Source organism: Streptomyces sp. NPDC056452 (assembly GCF_042796085.1).
In the GTDB taxonomy this organism is placed as follows: Bacteria; Actinomycetota; Actinomycetes; order Streptomycetales; family Streptomycetaceae; genus Streptomyces.
Map to the genome: position 1 here is coordinate 97,756 of NZ_JBHTRI010000002.1, position 18,211 is coordinate 115,966.

Below are 18,211 nucleotides of genomic sequence, written 5' to 3' on the forward strand. Positions count from 1 at the left end.
ACCCCCGCCTGTGCATCGGGTGTGCAGAACTTTCGGGTGTCCACAGAAACACCAAGTTGTCCACCGGTGCCGCCCACAGGGTCGGTGGACAAAAAACGGGCACTGACCTGCGGAAACGACGTTATCCACGGTTTCCACAGGCCCTACTACTACTGCCACTCAGAGTTAGCCAGGAATCCGCTTCGAAGTGGGGCCTGTGCACAACTTGGGCCGGGACCTCCGAGGACCGCTTGTCGCGACTTGACCCCGAGCAGCAACGAGTGTCGGTGCCGTACGTCAGACTGGACCCCGGCGTCCTCCCCTCAGCCCTTCGGCAGGGAGACCCCGAATCAGACGACGAAGGCCAGCAGGGCGAGCGAGCAACAGCAGGAGGCGGTTCCGGTGAAGATCCGGGTGGAGCGCGATGTACTCGCGGAGGCGGTGGCCTGGGTGGCCCGCAGCCTCCCGGCCCGTCCGCCGGCGCCCGTTCTTGCGGGCCTTCTGCTGAAGGCCGGTGACGGAGCCCTCAGCTTCTCGAGCTTCGACTACGAGGTCTCGGCCAAGGTCTCTGTGGACGCCGAGATCGAGGAGGAAGGCACGGTGCTCGTCTCCGGCCGGCTCCTCGCCGACATCTGCCGCGCCCTTCCGAACCGGCCGGTGGAGATTTCCACCGACGGTGTGCGGGCGACGGTGGCGTGCGGCTCCTCCCGATTCACACTCCACACACTGCCTGTGGAGGAGTACCCGGCACTGCCGCAGATGCCGACCGCGACCGGCACCGTCCCGGGTGAGGTCTTCGCCTCGGCCGCGGCCCAGGTCGCCATCGCAGCCGGCCGTGACGACACGCTGCCCGTCCTCACGGGTGTCCGGATCGAGATCGAGGGCGACACCGTCACCCTGGCCTCGACCGACCGCTACCGCTTCGCGGTCCGTGAGTTCCTGTGGAAGCCGGAGAACCCGGACGCCTCTGCCGTCGCCCTGGTGCCCGCCAAGACGCTCCTGGACACCGCCAAGGCGCTGACCAGCGGTGACACGGTGACGCTGGCGCTTTCGAGCTCGGGTGCCGGTGAAGGCCTGATCGGTTTCGAGGGAGCGGGCCGTCGCACGACGACGCGGCTCCTCGAGGGCGACCTGCCGAAGTACCGGACGCTCTTCCCCACCGAGTTCAACTCGGTCGCGGTCATCGAGACCGCCCCGTTCGTGGAAGCCGTCAAGCGTGTGGCCCTCGTCGCCGAGCGGAACACCCCGGTGCGGCTCAGCTTCGAACAGGGTGTGCTGATCCTGGAGGCGGGTTCCAGCGACGACGCACAGGCTGTGGAGCGCGTCGACGCCGTGCTCGAGGGTGACGACATCTCGATCGCCTTCAACCCGACGTTCCTGCTGGACGGGCTCAGCGCGATCGACTCCCCGGTCGCCCAGCTCTCCTTCACGACGTCCACCAAGCCCGCCCTGCTGAGCGGCCGTCCCGCCGTCGACGCCGAGGCGGACGCCGCGTACAAGTACCTGATCATGCCGGTCCGCCTCTCCGGCTGATCCGGCGATCGTTCCTGTCACGGCAGCTTCCGGCGGGCACGCTCAGCGCTGAGCAGGCCCGCCGCGCTGTCCCCGGCCGGGCGTAGGCTCGGTCCCGGGTACGAATCGGCACAACGCTTAAGGAATCTCTGATGGAGCTCGGTCTCGTCGGCCTCGGCAAGATGGGCGGCAACATGCGCGAGCGCATCCGCCGCGCAGGCCACACCGTCATCGGTTACGACCGCAACCCGGACGTCGCCGATGTCCACAGCCTCGAAGAGCTTGTGGGCAAGCTCAAGGGTCCGCGCGTCGTATGGGTGATGGTTCCGGCGGGCGCCGCGACCCAGTCCACCATCGACGAGCTGGCCGAGCTGCTCTCCCCGGGCGACATCGTCGTGGACGGCGGGAACTCCCGCTGGACCGACGACGAGAAGCACGCCGTGGAGCTGGGCATCAAGGGCATCGGCTTCGTCGACTGCGGTGTCTCCGGTGGCGTCTGGGGCCTGGAGAACGGCTACGCCCTGATGTACGGCGGCGACGCCGCGAACGTGGCGAAGGTGCAGCCGGTCTTCGACGCGCTCAAGCCCGAGGGTGACTTCGGCTCCGTCCACGCGGGCAAGGTCGGTGCCGGCCACTTCGCGAAGATGGTTCACAACGGCATCGAGTACGCCATGATGCAGGCCTACGCCGAGGGCTGGGAGCTGCTGGAGAAGGTCGACTCCGTCACGGACGTGCGTGAGGTCTTCCGCTCCTGGCAGGAGGGCACGGTCATCCGTTCCTGGCTGCTCGACCTGGCGGTCAACGCGCTGGACGACGACGAGCACCTCGACAAGCTCCGTGGGTTCGCCGCCGACTCCGGTGAGGGCCGGTGGACGGTCGAGGCCGCCATCGACAACGCGGTGCCGCTGCCCGCGATCACGGCGTCCCTGTTCGCCCGGTTCGCCTCGCGGCAGGACGACTCCCCGCAGATGAAGATGATCGCCGCGCTGCGCAACCAGTTCGGCGGGCACGCGGTCGAGAACAAGAAGTAGTAGTACGCAGCACGGCAGAAACGCAGAGCACGAGGTCGGAAAGGGTCGGCGAACATGCACGTCACGCATCTCTCGCTGGCCGACTTCCGCTCGTACGCCCGGGTCGAGGTTCCTCTCGACCCGGGCGTCACCGCGTTCGTGGGGGCCAACGGCCAGGGCAAGACCAATCTGGTGGAGGCCGTCGGCTATCTCTCGACGCTCGGCAGCCATCGGGTGTCGTCCGATGCCCCTCTGGTGCGGATGGGTGCGGAGCGTGCCGTCGTCCGGGCGGCGGTCACTCAGGGCGAGCGGTCACAGCTGATCGAGCTCGAGCTCAATCCGGGTCGTGCCAATCGAGCCCGCATCAATCGGTCGTCGCAGGTCAGGCCCCGTGACGTCCTGGGGATAGTGCGGACCGTGCTGTTCGCTCCCGAGGATCTGGCCCTGGTGAAGGGCGACCCGGGTGAGCGTCGGCGCTTCCTGGACGAGCTGATCACGGCGCGTTCGCCGCGGATGGCAGGCGTCCGGTCCGATTACGACCGGGTGCTGAAGCAGCGCAACACCCTGCTGAAGTCCGCGGCGATGGCCCGCCGGCACGGTGGCCGGTCGATGGATCTGTCCACGCTGGACGTGTGGGACCAGCATCTGGGCCAGGTGGGGGCAGAGCTGCTGGCCCAGCGCCTGGACCTGATCGCGACGCTGCAGCCGCTGGCGGACAAGGCGTACGCGGACGTGGCGCCGGGCGGTGGTCCGGTGACGCTGGAGTACCGCAGCTCGGTCGGTGCCGACGTGGAGCCCGCGCGCACCCGCGAGGAGCTGTACGAGCAGGTGATGGCGGCGCTCGTCCAGGCCCGTAAGCAGGAGATCGAGCGAGGCGTGACCCTGGTCGGTCCGCATCGTGACGATCTGGTGCTGGGACTGCGCGGGATGCCGGCGAAGGGGTACGCGAGCCACGGGGAGTCCTGGTCGTACGCGCTGGCGCTGCGGCTGGCCTCGTACGACCTGTTGCGCTCCGAGGGCAATGAGCCGGTGCTCGTGCTGGACGACGTGTTCGCCGAGCTCGACGCGCGGCGTCGTGAGCGGCTGGCCGAGCTGGTGGCCCCGGGCGAGCAGGTGCTGGTCACGGCGGCGGTCGACGACGACGTCCCGGGTGTGCTGGCCGGTGCTCGGTACGCGGTGTCCGCTGGTGAGGTGGAGCGGCTGTGAGCGGCCGGGGAGAGAACGGCGGGCGGGCGTTGCCGGATCCGGTGAGCGGTGCGGCGGCGAAGCAGCCCGAGGTGTCGGGTGTCGATCTGGCGCGGGTGGCGCTGCGTGCGGCGAAGGAGCAGGCCCGTGCCCGTGGTGATGCGGCGCAGCAGAAGAAGCAGGCCAGGCGTGGCGGTGGGCTGAGGTCGGGCGCGCGGTCCGACGGCCGTGATCCGTTGGCTCTGGGGTCGGCGATCAACCGGTTGATCACTGAGCGGGGCTGGGAGACTCCGGCGGCCGTGGGCGGTGTGATGGGCCGGTGGTCGCAGATCGTGGGCGACGATCTGGCCAATCACTGTGTGCCGCTGCGGTACGACGAGGACCCGGCCGAGCGGGTGCTGACGGTCCAGTGCGATTCGACGGCGTGGGCGACTCAGCTGCGGCTGCTGGCGCCGCAGCTGGTGGCCAGGCTGAACACGGATCTGGGTCATGGCACGGTGAGAATGATCAAGGTGCTGGGGCCTGGAGGGCCGCAGCGCAAATTCGGTCCGCTGCGGGCGCCGGGGAGTACGGGCCCGGGGGACACATACGGCTGAGCAGGGGTTTTCCTGCTCAGGGCTTCTGTGATCACGGCCGGCGCCGGGGATTTGTGATGGGCGGAGAGCCCTCTTCGGTGCCGTTGTGCGGTTTGTCCTTGTCTACCTGATTGCACGGTTGCGCGGTGGTTCGTGCCGGGTGGCGAGTGTGAGGCGTCCCTCACCGTAGTGGGAGGTTGACAGCCCGAAGCGCTCAATGCCCGCGTGAGCCTCTCAGAGCCCCTTCCTGAATATGGGGAGTCGGCAGGCGCTCATTCAGGGCGGCACATGCGGACTCAGGTACCGGCAAACCCCCATTCATGTCGGCGCTACCGGTAGACTGATGGACAATCCCGCTTCCGTGCGGGAGTCGTCGATACAAGCCGAACGACGCAGCCGCTCCCGCCTGCCCGGAGAACGGCCTGTGCTGTGCCAGAAAGGGCGCTTCGTGGCCGATTCCGGCAACCCCAACGAGAACAACCCGTCCACAGCCGGTGCGCACGGCGAGGTCACCGCCTCGTACGACGCCAGCGCGATCACGGTCCTCGAGGGCCTGGACGCGGTCCGCAAGCGACCTGGTATGTACATCGGCTCGACCGGTGAGCGCGGTCTCCACCACCTCGTGCAAGAGGTCGTCGACAACTCGGTCGACGAGGCGATGGCCGGCCACGCGGACACCATCGACGTCACGATCCTCGCCGACGGCGGGGTGCGCGTGATCGACAACGGCCGTGGCATCCCGGTCGGCATCGTGCCGTCCGAAGGAAAGCCGGCCGTCGAGGTCGTACTGACCGTCCTGCACGCGGGCGGCAAGTTCGGCGGCGGCGGCTACGCCGTCTCCGGCGGTCTGCACGGCGTCGGCGTCTCCGTCGTCAACGCCCTGTCCACCCGGGTCGCCGTCGAGGTCAAGACGGACGGCTACCGCTGGACCCAGGACTACAAGCTCGGTGTCCCGACCGCCCCGCTGGCCCAGCACGAGGCCACCGAGGAGTCCGGTACGTCGGTCACCTTCTGGGCCGACGGGGACATCTTCGAGACCACCGAGTACAGCTTCGAGACCCTCTCGCGCCGCTTCCAGGAGATGGCGTTCCTCAACAAGGGCCTCACCCTCAAGCTCACCGACGAGCGGGAGTCGGCGAAGGCGACGGCGGGCGCGGACAGCGCGGACGCGGTCGAGCCCGCCGAGGAGGAAGCCGCCCGCACGGTCACGTACCACTACGAAAACGGCATCGTCGATTTCGTGAAGTACCTGAACTCCCGCAAGGGCGACGTCATTCACCAGTCGGTGATCGACATCGAGGCCGAGGACAAGGAGCGACTCCTCTCGGCCGAGATCGCGATGCAGTGGAACACGCAGTACACGGAGGGGGTCTACTCCTTCGCCAACGCGATCCACACGCACGAGGGCGGTACGCACGAGGAGGGCTTCCGCGCGGCGCTGACCTCTCTGGTCAACCGGTACGCGCGCGACAAGAAGCTGCTGCGCGAGAAGGACGACAACCTCACGGGTGAGGACGTCCGCGAGGGCCTGACGGCGATCATCTCGGTGAAGCTGGGCGAGCCGCAGTTCGAGGGCCAGACGAAGACCAAGCTGGGCAACACGGAGGCCAAGACCTTCGTGCAGAAGGTCGTCCACGAGCAGCTGACGGACTGGTTCGACCGGAACCCCAACGAGGCCGCGGACATCATCCGCAAGGGCATCGCGGCGTCCACGGCGCGTGTCGCCGCCCGTAAGGCGCGTGACCTGACCCGCCGTAAGGGGCTGCTGGAGAGCGCCTCGCTGCCGGGCAAGCTGAGCGACTGCCAGTCGAACGACCCGACCAAGTGCGAGATCTTCATCGTCGAGGGTGACTCCGCCGGCGGCTCGGCGAAGTCCGGCCGTAATCCGATGTACCAGGCGATCCTGCCCATCCGAGGCAAGATCCTGAACGTCGAGAAGGCCAGGATCGACAAGATCCTGCAGAACACCGAGGTCCAGGCGCTGATCTCGGCCTTCGGTACCGGGGTCCACGAGGACTTCGACATCGAGAAGCTCCGCTATCACAAGATCATTCTGATGGCGGACGCCGACGTCGACGGCCAGCACATCAACACCCTGCTGCTGACGTTCCTGTTCCGGTTCATGCGGCCGCTGGTCGAGTCCGGGCACGTGTACCTCTCCCGTCCGCCGCTCTACAAGATCAAGTGGGGCCGGGACGACTTCGAGTACGCGTACTCCGACCGTGAGCGCGACGCTCTGGTGGAGCTCGGCAAGCAGAACGGCAAGCGGATCAAGGAAGACTCGATCCAGCGCTTCAAGGGTCTCGGCGAGATGAACGCCGAGGAGCTGCGCATCACGACGATGGACCAGGACCACCGGGTGCTCGGCCAGGTCACGCTGGACGACGCGGCGCAGGCCGACGACCTGTTCTCGGTGCTGATGGGTGAGGACGTCGAGGCGCGGCGCTCGTTCATCCAGCGCAACGCCAAGGACGTCCGCTTCCTCGACATCTGAGTCGGCCGTACAAGCAAGCCGCAGCTCGAAAGGACTTTGACCAGCAATGGCCGACGAGAACACCCCTGTGACACCTGAAGAGGAACCCGCGATCGCGGGTGTGGGCATGCGTGTCGAGCCCGTGGGGCTCGAGACGGAGATGCAGCGCTCCTACCTCGACTACGCGATGTCCGTCATCGTGTCGCGTGCGCTGCCCGACGTGAGGGACGGTCTGAAGCCCGTCCACCGCCGGGTGCTGTACGCGATGTACGACGGCGGCTACCGGCCCGAGAAGGGCTTCTACAAGTGCGCCCGTGTCGTCGGTGACGTCATGGGTACGTACCACCCGCACGGCGACTCCTCGATCTACGACGCGCTCGTGCGACTTGCGCAGCACTGGTCGATGCGCATGCCGCTGGTGGACTCCAACGGCAACTTCGGTTCTCCGGGCAACGACCCGGCCGCGGCGATGCGGTACACCGAGTGCAAGATGATGCCGCTGTCCATGGAGATGGTCCGGGACATCGACGAGGAGACCGTCGATTTCAAGGACAACTACGACGGCCGCAACCAGGAGCCGGTGGTTCTCCCGGCGCGCTTCCCGAACCTGCTGATCAACGGTTCGGCGGGCATCGCGGTCGGTATGGCCACCAACATCCCGCCGCACAACCTCCGCGAGGTCGCGGCCGGTGCGCAGTGGTACCTGGAGCACCCGGAGGCTTCGCACGAGGAGCTCCTGGACGCGCTGCTCGAGCGCATCAAGGGCCCGGACTTCCCCACGGGCGCGCTCGTGGTGGGCCGCAAGGGCATCGAGGACGCGTACCGCACGGGCCGCGGCTCGATCACGATGCGTGCGGTCGTGGCGGTCGAGGAGATCCAGGGGCGTCAGTGCCTGGTGGTCACGGAGCTTCCGTACCAGACCAACCCCGACAACCTCGCGCAGAAGATCGCCGACCTGGTGAAGGACGGCAAGGTCGGCGGCATCGCGGACGTCCGTGACGAGACGTCCTCGCGCACCGGCCAGCGTCTGGTGGTCGTGCTGAAGCGTGACGCGGTCGCCAAGGTCGTGCTGAACAACCTGTACAAGCACACCGATCTGCAGACGAACTTCGGCGCGAACATGCTGGCGCTCGTCGACGGCGTGCCCCGCACCCTGTCGATCGACGCGTTCATCCGGCACTGGGTGACGCACCAGATCGAGGTCATCGTCCGGCGTACGAAGTTCCGCCTGCGCAAGGCGGAGGAGCGGGCGCACATCCTGCGCGGTCTGCTCAAGGCGCTGGACGCGATCGACGAGGTCATCGCGCTCATCCGTCGCAGCAACACGGTGGAGATCGCGCGCGAGGGCCTGATGGGCCTGCTGGAGATCGACGAGATCCAGGCGAACGCGATCCTGGAGATGCAGCTGCGCCGACTGGCCGCGCTGGAGCACCAGAAGATCACCGCCGAGCACGACGAGCTCCAGGCGAAGATCAACGAGTACAACGCGATCCTGGTGTCGCCCGAGCGGCAGCGTCAGATCGTCAGCGAGGAGCTGGCGGCGATCGTCGAGAAGTTCGGCGACGACCGGCGTTCCAAGCTGGTGCCCTTCGACGGTGACATGTCCATCGAGGACCTGATCGCCGAGGAGGACATCGTCGTCACGATCTCCCGCGGCGGCTACGTGAAGCGCACGAAGACGGACGACTACCGCTCGCAGAAGCGCGGCGGCAAGGGCGTGCGCGGGACGAAGCTCAAGGAAGACGACATCGTCGACCACTTCTTCGTGTCGACGACGCACCACTGGCTGCTGTTCTTCACGAACAAGGGCCGGGTGTACCGGGCGAAGGCGTACGAGCTGCCGGATGCCGGCCGGGACGCGCGTGGTCAGCACGTGGCGAACCTGCTGGCGTTCCAGCCGGACGAGCAGATCGCGCAGATCCTGGCGATCCGTGACTACGACGCGGCGCCCTACCTGATCCTGGCCACCAAGGGCGGCCTGGTGAAGAAGACGTCGCTGAAGGACTACGACTCCCCGCGTTCCGGTGGTGTCATCGCCATCAACCTCCGTGAGACGGAGAGCGGTGCGGACGACGAGCTGATCGGTGCGGAGCTGGTGTCGGCCGAGGACGACCTGCTGCTCATCAGCAGGAAGGCCCAGTCGATCAGGTTCACTGCGACGGACGATGCGCTGCGCCCGATGGGCCGTGCCACTTCGGGTGTCAAGGGCATGAGTTTCCGCGCAGGCGACGAACTGCTCTCGATGAATGTTGTCCGGCCCGGTACGTTCGTGTTCACTGCGACCGACGGTGGTTACGCGAAGCGGACCGCTGTCGACGAGTACCGCGTCCAGGGTCGTGGTGGTCTGGGTATCAAGGCCGCCAAGATCGTGGAGGACCGGGGTTCGCTCGTCGGGGCACTGGTGGTGGAGGAGACGGACGAGATCCTCGCCATCACGCTCGGCGGTGGTGTGATTCGTACGCGAGTCAATGAAGTCAGGGAGACGGGCCGTGACACCATGGGCGTCCAACTGATCAATCTGGGCAAGCGCGATGCCGTCGTCGGTATCGCGCGCAACGCCGAGGCCGGTCGTGAGGCCGAAGAGGTCGACGGGACCGATGAGGCCGAAGGCAACACGGTCGAGGCCCATGCCGAGAACGTGGTTGAGGGCACTGTCGAGGGCACGGAGCCCTCGGCCGGGGAGCACGAGGAGTAGAGCGTGAGTGGAGCCACGGGCGCCGGTTCGGCCTCTTCCGGAGCTGGAGCGAGCGGTGCCCGTGGCCCTGCCACGGACTCCCAAGGGGGAACTGTGACGGACACTCGGGGACCTCAGCCCCAGTACGAGGGATACGCGACCGGGCCGTTGCCCGGTGAGCGTGAGCCCGCACCGGGCCAGGCGGGGCCCTATCACCCGCCGCAGGCGTACCCGTCCCCCGCGGGCGGTACGCAGGGTGGCGGCACACAGGGCGGAGGGCAGGGCGTGGGCGGCGTACAGGCGACGCGTCGGCCCCGGACCGGGGCCCGGACCACTCCGCGTACCCGTAAGGCGCGCCTGCGGGTGGCCAAGGCCGATCCGTGGTCGGTGATGAAGGTCAGCTTCCTGCTGTCCATCGCGCTGGGGATCTGCACGGTGGTCGCGGCGGCGGTCCTGTGGATGGTGATGGACGCCATGGGCGTCTTCTCCACCGTGGGCGGCACGATCAGTGAGGCCACCGGCTCGAACGAGAGCAACGGCTTCGATCTGCAGTCGTTCCTGTCGCTGCCGCGCGTCCTCATCTTCACCTCGGTCATCGCGGTGATCGATGTGGTGCTGGCCACTGCGCTGGCGACGCTGGGTGCCTTCATCTACAACTTGTCGGCCGGCTTCGTGGGTGGCGTGGAGCTCACTCTGGCCGAGGACGAGTAGGGCACCGGGTATCGATTTTGGGACTGGCCCCGACGTGCGCTAATCTTCAGAAGTCAGCGCACAGCGCGGCGGGGCTATAGCTCAGTTGGTTAGAGCGCATCCCTGATAAGGATGAGGCCACAGGTTCAAATCCTGTTAGCCCCACAAGCAAGAAGGCCCCCGGTCCATACGGACCGGGGGCCTTCTGCGTTGCGGTTGCCGACCGGATCGGAAGTCTTCCGGATCCGGCCTCCCGTGGAGGTCCGCTGTTCCCGGATCCGGCCTACGTGGTGTCTTCTGCCGGGCTCCTGCGGCAGTGGTTCCGGCGTGTGGGTCCTGGGTGGTTCCTGGCGGGCGCCGTTGCTGCTCGGGCTCCTGCGCGGCCGTGGCTGTACGGGGAGCGCCCGTCCTGGGTTCGGGCGGGGAGAGTGCCTGTCCTGGGTGTGCGTGCGGACGGGCGCCTCTCGGGGGGTGCGCGCACGGGAAAGGCCCCCGTCCGGTGTGAACCGGACCAGGGGCCCTGTGTGTCGTCCGAGGCGCTCTCAGGGCGGTAGCGGGGACGAGTCCCCGGCCGGTGTGCCGCCGTGGGTGGAGCGGGTGCTGTTCGTCGCGTGCGCGGCGTCCGTGGTGTCCGCGGACAGTTGGCGGGTGGCCGGTGAGGAACCGTGGGCCTCGGCGCGGATGCGCTGCTTCATCGTGGGTGGCAGCGCCCTGTCACGCGGAAGGGTCCATCGCACCGACGGGGTGGTCGCGGTTGCCGCGGTCGCACCCGTGTGCTCCTGGGTCGTGGTCGTGGGCTCCGCTGCCGTGGCCTGCGCTGTGGCGAGGCCCAGCGAGGCGAGGAGTGCGAAGAAGGCGGTGATGAAGGCGGTCCAGATGCTCTTGACCCTGAAGGTGCTCATGGCCCCTCGCTTTCAGGTGGTCCGGTTTGCTTACCTTTCTGATGATGTGGATGTGGCTGCCGAATCCCTGGACCGACGCCCCCGCTGCGCCGATCTTCTGATGAACACCACTCTTATGGTTCAACCGGTCCGGAAAAGCATCTTCCGAGGGTGGTGAGCGGCCCGGAAGATGCCCGGGCGAGTGCCGGGAACGGTGCGGCGGTTGGGTTCCAGGGAGGTCACCGATCGGTATCGGCCGGTGTGTATAGTCGGGCGGCAGAAGTCCCTTACGTCAAGGAAAGACGAGGTCGCGCGGTGAAGAAGCTTCTCCTGGTCGCACTGGCTGCCATCGGCGGGCTCCTCGTGTACCGCCAGATCCAGGCGGATCGCGCCGAGCAGGATCTGTGGACGGAGGCGACCGACTCCGTGCCCGCAGGTTCGGGTGTGTGAGACGGAACAGCCTGCTGTGAGCCCCGGTCGCTGAGCGACCGGGGCTCCTTGCTGTCCGGGTGCTGCTGTTGCGGGACCGTGACACCTGTGCCCTTGAGTTCACCTACGCAAATCAATAGGTTGCGAGAGCAAAGCAGCCGGGGTTTTCGGGTGGATTTCAGGTCGAGGGGGCTTCCATGGGGGCACGGACAAGGGCGCGAACCCGTAGCCGTACGGCAACGGCGGGGGTATTGGCCGGGGTGCTGCTCGCACTCGTGGCGGGAGGAATGCCCGCCGCGGCTTCCGTACCCGCAGGGCCGGGCGCTCAGGACGGTTCGAGCAGCCTGGTGATGGTGCTCGACTCCTCCGGCTCCATGGGCGATGACGACGGCACGGGCAGGACCCGGATGGAGAGCGCCCGTACGGCCGTGGGCACAGTGGTCGATGCGTTGCCCGACGGCTATCCGGCCGGCCTTCGCGTGTACGGCGCCGACCGGCCCCGCGGTTGCACCGACACCCGCCTCGTACGGCCGGTGCAGAAACTCGACAGGGCCGCCATGAAGAGCGCCGTGGCAGGTGTGCGGCCCAGAGGGGACACCCCCATCGGGCTCTCCCTGCGGAAGGCCGCGAAGGACCTGCCCGAGCCCCGGAACGGTGCCGTCGGGACGCGCACGATCCTCCTGGTCTCCGACGGTGAGGACAACTGCGGAACGCCGCAGCCCTGCGAGGTCGCCGAGCAGCTCGGCAAGGAGGGCGTCGGGCTGCGGATCGACACCGTGGGCTTCCAGGTGAAGGGCTCGGCCCGCAAGCAGCTCGAGTGCATCGCGGAGGCGGGCAACGGGCGCTACTACGACGCACCGGATGCCGAGGCGCTCGCCAGGCAGCTGCAGCGGTCGGCGCAGCTCTCCGCGGACGGCTACCGGTTGAAGGGCGAGCGGGTCGAAGGAGCGGCGAGTGCGGACAAGGCTCCTGCGATCGCTCCCGGGCAGTACCTGGACACCATCGGGCCGGGCGAGAAGCGGTACTACGCGGTCGACCTCGACGCGGTGTCCACTGCCGACTTCTCGGCGACCGCGGTTCCGCAGCCCGGTGCGGCCGTCGACAGCCTCGACGCCCTGAGCGCCGGCCTCGCCCACGGCGCCGGTGACTCCCTCTGCGGTTCGCACACCGAGCACTTCTTCCAGAAGGAGGGGGCGACACCTCTGACCTCGGCCGTCTCGCGGATCCGTTCCGAGGGCGGCAGCCGCAGCTGCGACGAGGCGGGCCGCTACTGGCTGGTGGTCGAACGGCAGAGCAAGAAGGGTTCCGATGGCGCCCGTTGGCCCCTGGAGCTGCTGTACGGGGTGGAGACGCCCCTGGCCGACGGGGTCACTCCCGCCCAGTCCCGGCCGGAGTACGGGGACGGCGGTAAGGAGGCCGCACTGCCGTCGGGTGATCCGCGTGAGGTCCGTGGCGGAAGCGGGTTCAACGACGCCAGGGCGCTCGGCCGGGGAGTGTGGCGGGACCGGATCCTGCCTTCGCAGACCCTTTGGTACAAGGTTCCGGCCGACTGGGGCCAGCAGGTGCGCTACGACGTGGAGTTCGCGAACGAACCGACCGTGAAGGGCGTCTCCTCCACGTACTCGTACGGCGGGACGCGGCTGTTCACGCCGGCCAGGTTCCCGGTCGCCGGCGGTGGTGAGTTCAGTTCGACAGCGATGTACAACGGGCGGCCCGCCGCGATCAGGATGGGGTCGGTCCCGGTCGCCTGGACCAACCGCTACGAGTCCCGGTCCGAGGTCCAGCCGGTGCACGCCGGGGGCGACTTCTACATCGCGGTGACCTTGGGGGCGAAGGCCGCGGAGATTGCCGAGAACCCCCGGATCGGTGTGGTGCTGCGCGTGGCGGTCCTCGGTGACGCGCTCGCGGGCCCCCAGTACGGAGCCCCCGCGTTGCCAAGGAAGTCCGGTGACACGAAGGCGGACGATGGCGGCAAATCGCCTGTGGCCGCAGACAGCAGTGGTTCGGGCGGGGCAGGATGGACCGGCATCGCGACCGCTGCAGGGGCGGGCGCCGTGGTCGCTCTGATCGCGGGGCTCGTGTCGGTACGCAGCCGTCGCAGGCCGGGCCGGCGGACGACAAGGGGAAGTGCGTGAACAGGCAGCGCAACAGGGGCCGGGTGATCCTGGCATCGATCGCGGCGATGTGCGCCGTGGCGGTGCTGCCGGGACAGGCGCACGCGGCCGACGGTCCCGCGTCGTACGCCTTCGATCCCGCCGCGACAGCGGTCAAGGGTACGGAGACGAACGCCGACGCTGCGGAACTGAAGCCGGGGTCGGTCTACAGGAGTTCGATTCAGCGGGGCCAGAAGCTCTACTACCGCCTGGAACTCGACACGAAGACCAACGCGTACGTCTCCGCGGTGGTCGTGCCGAGGAAGGCCGGCAAGGTCGCCTACGGGGACGGCATCACGGTCAGCATCAGGGACCTCGACGACACCCAGTGCAGTTCCGAGGAAGCGATCTTCGCGTCGGCGGAATTCCCTCGTCCGATCGCCGCGTACGCCCACCGGACCGTGGAGGACAGTGAGGCCACGTGCAGCGCGGCCGGCACGTACAACGTGCTGATCGAGCGGGAGAGCAAGGCGACGTCGGCCTCGGACGAGTGGGACCTGGAGCTGCGGTACGACACGGAGCCCGCGCTGAAGGACGCCGGCTCGGTGCCGACCGAGGCGCCGGAGAACTGGTCGTCCGCCTCGCCCGCTCCGCCCGCCGGTAAGCAGAACCGGGCCGGTGGCAGCAGCTACTACGACGCCACGAGCGTGAAGTCCGGCGAGTGGGTGGACAGCATCGCGCCCGGACAGACGCGCTTCTACCGTGTGCCGGTCGACTGGGGCCAGCGGATCTTCGCCTCGGCCTCGCTTAGCAACAACAACGCCTCGACCGAGTACCTCGGCAACGCCCTGGCGCTGTCGCTGGACAATCCCGCGCGCGGTCATGTCGACGACGCGACGCTGTCCTACTCCGGGGCGCCCGTCTCGGGCGCTCTGGACCCGCTGCCCGCGGTCGCCTACGAGAACCGCTACGCCTCGAGTTCGAAGGCCGCAGCCATGCGGTTCGCGGGCTGGTACTACCTGTCGGTGACGCTCACCCCGGAGGCCGCCAAGCACTACGGGGACACGGGGATCGGGCTGACGCTCAGGATCAACGTCCGTGACGAGGCCGGTCCGACGCCGTACAAGGGAGACGCGGGGATCTTCGGCGTCACCGATGACGACAAGGACATGGCCGAGACCGGGCAGAGTGCGCCCGAGGCCCGCGAGAGCGACACCATGAAGATGGTGGCCGCAGCGGGGATCGGCGCGGGAGCCGTGCTGGTGCTCGGGCTCGGGGTGTGGACGCTGGTGGCCAGGCGCCGTGCCGTTCCGGCCGCTGTGCCGCCGGGCGCGGGCGGACAGTCACCGTTCGGCGGACCGCCTCAGGCCTGGTAGGCCCGCGCCGACCGGACCGTCAGGTCTGGGTCAGCGCCCAGATGCCCACCGCGAAACAGATCAGAGCGACGAGCAGAACCGGGACCGCCACCTTCGGGGGCGGTCCCGGCCGCGTTCGGGGAGCGTGCGGGGTGTGCGGGGCGTTCCCGGGGACGGGGTGCCCGGTGGCCGGCGGGACAACTGCCGCGCCGGGGTGCGGAACCTGAGGGTGCTGGGCGGTGTATGCACGAGTAGGAAATGAATCGTGCTGCACCGCTGCCGTCGGGGCCTGGGCGAGGTCCGATGCGGAAGCAGGGGAAGGGGAGGCCGCGTGCGCCGGGAACGGGGTGGGGGGCGTGTTCGGCTGTGCCTGTTGAGGAGGCGGGGCGAGGTGGAAGCTGCCCGTCTCCGACATCGAGGCGTGCGGCTGGGCGTAGGGCTCCTGTACGGGGGCCTGTTGTGCTGCCTGGTGAGGCAGCTGCTGCCCGCTCGTCGGGGCTTGCGTGGGCGCCTGAAGGCCGTTTGTGGGGCCCTGGGGGCCCTTTGCGGGCCCGTCGGGGCCGAATCCGCTCGGCAGGGGGCCGATCTGGTCGAACACTTCCACCGGCTCGTTGTCCGGGCCGGTCTCCGGCAGCATCTCCACCGCCGCCGCGAGGGCCTTGCGGGCACCCGTGGCGGTCCGGAAGCGTGCCTGGGGGTCAGGCTGCAGCAGACCGGCCAGGACCTGCCACAAGGGCTCGGGGATGCCCTGGGGCGCGCCCGGAGTTCCGTGTGCGGCGAAGTGCTCGATGAGCGCCTGGGCGTCGGGCTTCTGGCCCTGCAGCAGATAGAGCGCGACCAGACCGACGGCGAACAGGTCCGCGGGGAAGTCGGGCTCTGCTCCCATCATCTGTTCCGGCGCGAAGTAACCAGGCGTGCCGACCACATAGTTGGTCTCGGTCAGGCGCGGCTCGCCCTTGCGCATGGAGATGCCGAAGTCGGAGAGCCGCAGATGCGGCCGGCCGGTTCCGGTGGCCTCCATCAGGATGTTGGCCGGTTTGATGTCCCTGTGTACGACGCCCTCGGCATGCACCGTCGACAGCCCGGAGAGCAACTGGTCGAGGAGGAGGCAGACGAAGCGCGGGGGCAGCGGGCCGTAGTCGCCGATGACATGGGCCAGCGATCCGCCGCTGACCAGGTCCATGGTGAACAGGACCTTGTCGTCGTCGGCGGCCCAGCTCGCGGGAGCGAGGACATGGGGGTGCTCGATCCGCAGTGCCTGCTCACGGACGAAGCGCAGCAGCGTGTGCGCGTCGCTCTGCTGCAGGACCTTGGCCGCCACATACCTGCGGCGCCGGTGGTCCCAGGCGCGCCAGACGGCGCCGACCCCACCACGTCCGATCGGATCGATCAGTTCGTACCGACCAGCGAAGACCTCACCCATTGCGCTGCGCCCGCTCCCCGTTCCAGTTCCGGCTGTGTCCCGGGCCGTCGGGATCATGCCAGGGTCCCGACGAGCGGGACCCTGCCCCCCGGGCCTCAGGGTCTGTCTAGCTCTGGTGGCCTTCGTAGTGCGCGACCGCGTCGGCGGTGCGCCCTGCTCCGTACACCCTGAGGAACTCTGCCAGTTCGGGGTGGGTCGGGGCGAGGGAGTCCGCGGCATCGATGATGTCGCCGGCCGCGGCGACGGACCGCAGCAGCGACTGGATCTCGCGGACCACGCGGCGGACGGTGGGCGCCCCGCCGGTGGTCGTGGTCTGGCCGGTGGCGGTCAGGACGGAGCCGCCCTGCGACTTCTTGATCTCTTCCATCCGGTCGGTGGCCTCTCCCGCGCTGACGCTGCCGTCGGCGACCTGACTGGCGAGTTCCTGAAGGGCTTGGACGCGCTGGACGACCGCGGGGTTGCCGATCTTGGCCCGCTGGCCGCTCATCAGTTGGGAGAGCATGGGTGCGGACAGTCCGAGCACCGCGGCGAGCCGGGCCTGGTTCAGGCCGAGATCATCGATCAGCCTGCGGAAGAGCGCCCCCAGCGGCTCTCCGTACCAGCTGCGCTGGAGCTCCCGGGCTCTAGCCGTTGCCTCTTGCTGCGCGGCGTCCATTGCGTCTCCCCTTCGCTGCGGCTTCGCTGCTGCGAACCTCGTCGTGCATCTTACGGAGAGCGGTTGCAGACCGGGAGTCCCAATCCTTTTGCAAGATTCAGGGGGTCACCCGGTACTCTGGTCTGCGGCGGACGTCGTGACACGCAAGTGTCCGGTGCTGTCCCCTTTCCGGGGCCTTAGCTCAGTTGGTAGAGCGCTGCCTTTGCAAGGCAGATGTCAGGAGTTCGAATCTCCTAGGCTCCACAGTCGAAATGCCCCCCTGACCTGCGGTAACGCAGATCAGGGGGCATTTTCGTGCCATCGGTGGGGCGGCCGAGGCCTGAGGGGCGTTGCGCGCCAGGGCGGTTGTCGGCGCGGTGGTGGCGCTCACGGTGCGCCGGGGAACCTCTTCGGACGCCTGATTCGATCACTGTGATCTCCGGCTCAGTTCCACCCGCACCACCGCATGCGGCGCAGCATGAGAGGGGCGCCGGAAGACCGTGAAGTCTCCGGCGCCCCTCTCATGCCGCGTACTGCGCGTCCGCTCAGCGGCGGTCGTCGCGGTCCGTGCCGTCCGCTGTCTCCGAGCCGGCTTCGGCGTCGTCCTGCTTGGCCCGGACCTCCGGGTCGAGCACGGCCCCACCACTGCCGTCGACCGAGGTCAGCGGGGTGCGGTCGTCGGGAACCTCGGTGGCGACGGGAGGCTCGACCAGCCAGTCGGGGTTGGCCTGCTTGTCCCACCACTTCCAGGCGGCGAAAGCGCCGCCCGCGAGGGCGCCCAGTACAAGGAGCCCCTTGGCCACCCGGCCGGCCTTGGCCCGTCGCTCGTGCTTCCTGATGAGCTTCTGGATCTCCTTGGCCGTCACCTGCCCGCGCAGCGCGGCGAGCGCGGCGGAGCTGCGGGCCGTGGCCTCCTCGGCGACGGGCTGGGCCGCGGCGACCGCGTGCTCGACCCGCGGAACGGTGTAGTCGGCTGCGCTGCGGGCCGCCTTGCGGGTCCGGACGGCCGCGCGGTGTGCGGCGTCGTCGACCTTGGGGGGCACGTGGGTCAGCGCCTGTTCGATACGTGGTGCCAGATACGCGTCGTACTGGACACGGGCTTGCGCGGCTGCCTTCGACATCTTGGGCGCGAGCAGTGCGCGAGCCTCCTGCGCGTAGTGCGCGGCCTGTTCCTTGGCCGTGTCGGCGTAGGGCGCCACCACTTCCGCGGCGTGCTGCGCGCTGTCCTTCGCCGAGTAGGTTGCGGCGCGCACGCTGTCGATGCGGGTCACGGGATCCTCCTCCTTGGTGGCGGGTAG

Annotated in this window: 14 protein-coding genes and 2 tRNA genes; 12 read left to right on the plus strand and 4 right to left on the minus strand. The window is 68.6% G+C overall.

Annotated features, from left to right (window positions below; translation table 11 throughout):
• The first annotated feature begins 381 nt into the window (after positions 1 to 381).
• The 8 genes from dnaN to ACFQ6X_RS02805 all read left to right on the plus strand — a co-directional run bounded on the left by dnaN (position 382) and on the right by ACFQ6X_RS02805 (position 10,263).
• The gene (gene dnaN / locus ACFQ6X_RS02770) at positions 382 to 1,512 is read left to right on the plus strand and encodes a DNA polymerase III subunit beta (protein WP_383174832.1); all 1,131 of its coding nucleotides are present in this window, start codon (positions 382 to 384) and stop codon (positions 1,510 to 1,512) included.
• A gap of 131 nt (positions 1,513 to 1,643) precedes the next feature.
• On the plus strand, positions 1,644 to 2,522 hold the full coding sequence (gnd, locus tag ACFQ6X_RS02775; RefSeq protein ID WP_329209121.1) for a phosphogluconate dehydrogenase (NAD(+)-dependent, decarboxylating): 879 nt from the start codon (positions 1,644 to 1,646) through the stop codon (positions 2,520 to 2,522).
• 54 nt (positions 2,523 to 2,576) lie between these two features.
• Positions 2,577 to 3,707, plus strand: a complete 1,131-nt coding sequence (gene recF / locus ACFQ6X_RS02780; protein WP_383174837.1) for a DNA replication/repair protein RecF — start codon at positions 2,577 to 2,579, stop codon at positions 3,705 to 3,707.
• On the plus strand, positions 3,704 to 4,282 hold the full coding sequence (locus tag ACFQ6X_RS02785; RefSeq protein WP_383174840.1) for a DUF721 domain-containing protein: 579 nt from the start codon (positions 3,704 to 3,706) through the stop codon (positions 4,280 to 4,282). The genes recF and ACFQ6X_RS02785 overlap by 4 nt, the downstream gene beginning before the upstream one ends.
• Before the next feature lie 403 nt (positions 4,283 to 4,685).
• Positions 4,686 to 6,755 carry a DNA topoisomerase (ATP-hydrolyzing) subunit B gene (gene gyrB, locus ACFQ6X_RS02790; RefSeq protein ID WP_383174843.1) on the plus strand — a complete coding sequence of 690 codons (2,070 nt, stop codon included), beginning with the start codon at positions 4,686 to 4,688 and terminating at the stop codon, positions 6,753 to 6,755.
• Positions 6,756 to 6,801: 46 nt separating this feature from the next.
• Positions 6,802 to 9,429, plus strand: coding sequence for a DNA gyrase subunit A (gene gyrA, locus ACFQ6X_RS02795; RefSeq protein ID WP_383174847.1), 2,628 nt, complete (start codon positions 6,802 to 6,804; stop codon positions 9,427 to 9,429).
• A 93-nt stretch (positions 9,430 to 9,522) separates the two neighbouring features.
• Positions 9,523 to 10,119, plus strand: a complete 597-nt coding sequence (locus ACFQ6X_RS02800) for a DUF3566 domain-containing protein (RefSeq protein WP_383174849.1) — start codon at positions 9,523 to 9,525, stop codon at positions 10,117 to 10,119.
• A 70-nt stretch (positions 10,120 to 10,189) separates the two neighbouring features.
• Positions 10,190 to 10,263 (plus strand) — tRNA-Ile (locus ACFQ6X_RS02805).
• A 377-nt stretch (positions 10,264 to 10,640) separates the two neighbouring features.
• Here ACFQ6X_RS02805 and ACFQ6X_RS02810 read toward each other — a convergent pair.
• Positions 10,641 to 11,000 (minus strand): DUF6344 domain-containing protein, encoded by a 360-nt coding sequence (locus ACFQ6X_RS02810; RefSeq protein WP_383174852.1) that lies wholly within the window; start codon positions 10,998 to 11,000, stop codon positions 10,641 to 10,643.
• Between the two features lie 294 nt (positions 11,001 to 11,294).
• On the opposite strand from ACFQ6X_RS02810, the gene ACFQ6X_RS02815 reads away from it, so the two are divergent.
• From ACFQ6X_RS02815 to ACFQ6X_RS02825, 3 genes are all read left to right on the plus strand, one after another.
• Positions 11,295 to 11,429, plus strand: a complete 135-nt coding sequence (locus tag ACFQ6X_RS02815; RefSeq protein ID WP_003958712.1) for a DLW-39 family protein — start codon at positions 11,295 to 11,297, stop codon at positions 11,427 to 11,429.
• A gap of 176 nt (positions 11,430 to 11,605) precedes the next feature.
• Complete coding sequence (locus ACFQ6X_RS02820; RefSeq protein ID WP_383174855.1) at positions 11,606 to 13,543, plus strand: VWA domain-containing protein; 1,938 nt, start codon at positions 11,606 to 11,608, stop codon at positions 13,541 to 13,543.
• Positions 13,540 to 14,877, plus strand: coding sequence for a hypothetical protein (locus tag ACFQ6X_RS02825; RefSeq protein WP_383174858.1), 1,338 nt, complete (start codon positions 13,540 to 13,542; stop codon positions 14,875 to 14,877). Before ACFQ6X_RS02820 ends, ACFQ6X_RS02825 begins: the two co-directional genes overlap by 4 nt.
• Before the next feature lie 19 nt (positions 14,878 to 14,896).
• On the opposite strand, the gene ACFQ6X_RS02830 is transcribed toward ACFQ6X_RS02825, so the two are convergent.
• A complete protein-coding gene (locus tag ACFQ6X_RS02830; RefSeq protein ID WP_383174861.1) occupies positions 14,897 to 16,279 on the minus strand; it encodes a serine/threonine protein kinase in 1,383 nt (460 codons plus the stop codon).
• A 106-nt stretch (positions 16,280 to 16,385) separates the two neighbouring features.
• The gene (locus ACFQ6X_RS02835) at positions 16,386 to 16,934 is read right to left on the minus strand and encodes a helix-turn-helix domain-containing protein (RefSeq protein ID WP_383174864.1); all 549 of its coding nucleotides are present in this window, start codon (positions 16,932 to 16,934) and stop codon (positions 16,386 to 16,388) included.
• A 170-nt stretch (positions 16,935 to 17,104) separates the two neighbouring features.
• Between ACFQ6X_RS02835 and ACFQ6X_RS02840 the strand changes: the two genes are divergently transcribed.
• Positions 17,105 to 17,177: transfer RNA gene (locus ACFQ6X_RS02840), tRNA-Ala, on the plus strand.
• Positions 17,178 to 17,458: 281 nt separating this feature from the next.
• Here the strand turns inward: ACFQ6X_RS02840 and ACFQ6X_RS02845 are convergent.
• The gene (locus ACFQ6X_RS02845; RefSeq protein WP_383174867.1) at positions 17,459 to 18,184 is read right to left on the minus strand and encodes a DUF5324 family protein; all 726 of its coding nucleotides are present in this window, start codon (positions 18,182 to 18,184) and stop codon (positions 17,459 to 17,461) included.
• Positions 18,185 to 18,211 lie beyond the last annotated feature (27 nt).

Coding starts and splice junctions, on each gene's coding strand:
- ACFQ6X_RS02835 (WP_383174864.1), bottom strand. CDS start 16,934: ATGGACGCCGCGCAGCAAGAGGCAACGGCTAGAGCCCGGGAGCTCCAG.
- ACFQ6X_RS02830 (WP_383174861.1), bottom strand. CDS start 16,279: ATGGGTGAGGTCTTCGCTGGTCGGTACGAACTGATCGATCCGATCGGA.
- gnd (WP_329209121.1), top strand. CDS start 1,644: ATGGAGCTCGGTCTCGTCGGCCTCGGCAAGATGGGCGGCAACATGCGC.
- ACFQ6X_RS02820 (WP_383174855.1), top strand. CDS start 11,606: ATGGGGGCACGGACAAGGGCGCGAACCCGTAGCCGTACGGCAACGGCG.
- ACFQ6X_RS02810 (WP_383174852.1), bottom strand. CDS start 11,000: ATGAGCACCTTCAGGGTCAAGAGCATCTGGACCGCCTTCATCACCGCC.
- recF (WP_383174837.1), top strand. CDS start 2,577: ATGCACGTCACGCATCTCTCGCTGGCCGACTTCCGCTCGTACGCCCGG.
- gyrA (WP_383174847.1), top strand. CDS start 6,802: ATGGCCGACGAGAACACCCCTGTGACACCTGAAGAGGAACCCGCGATC.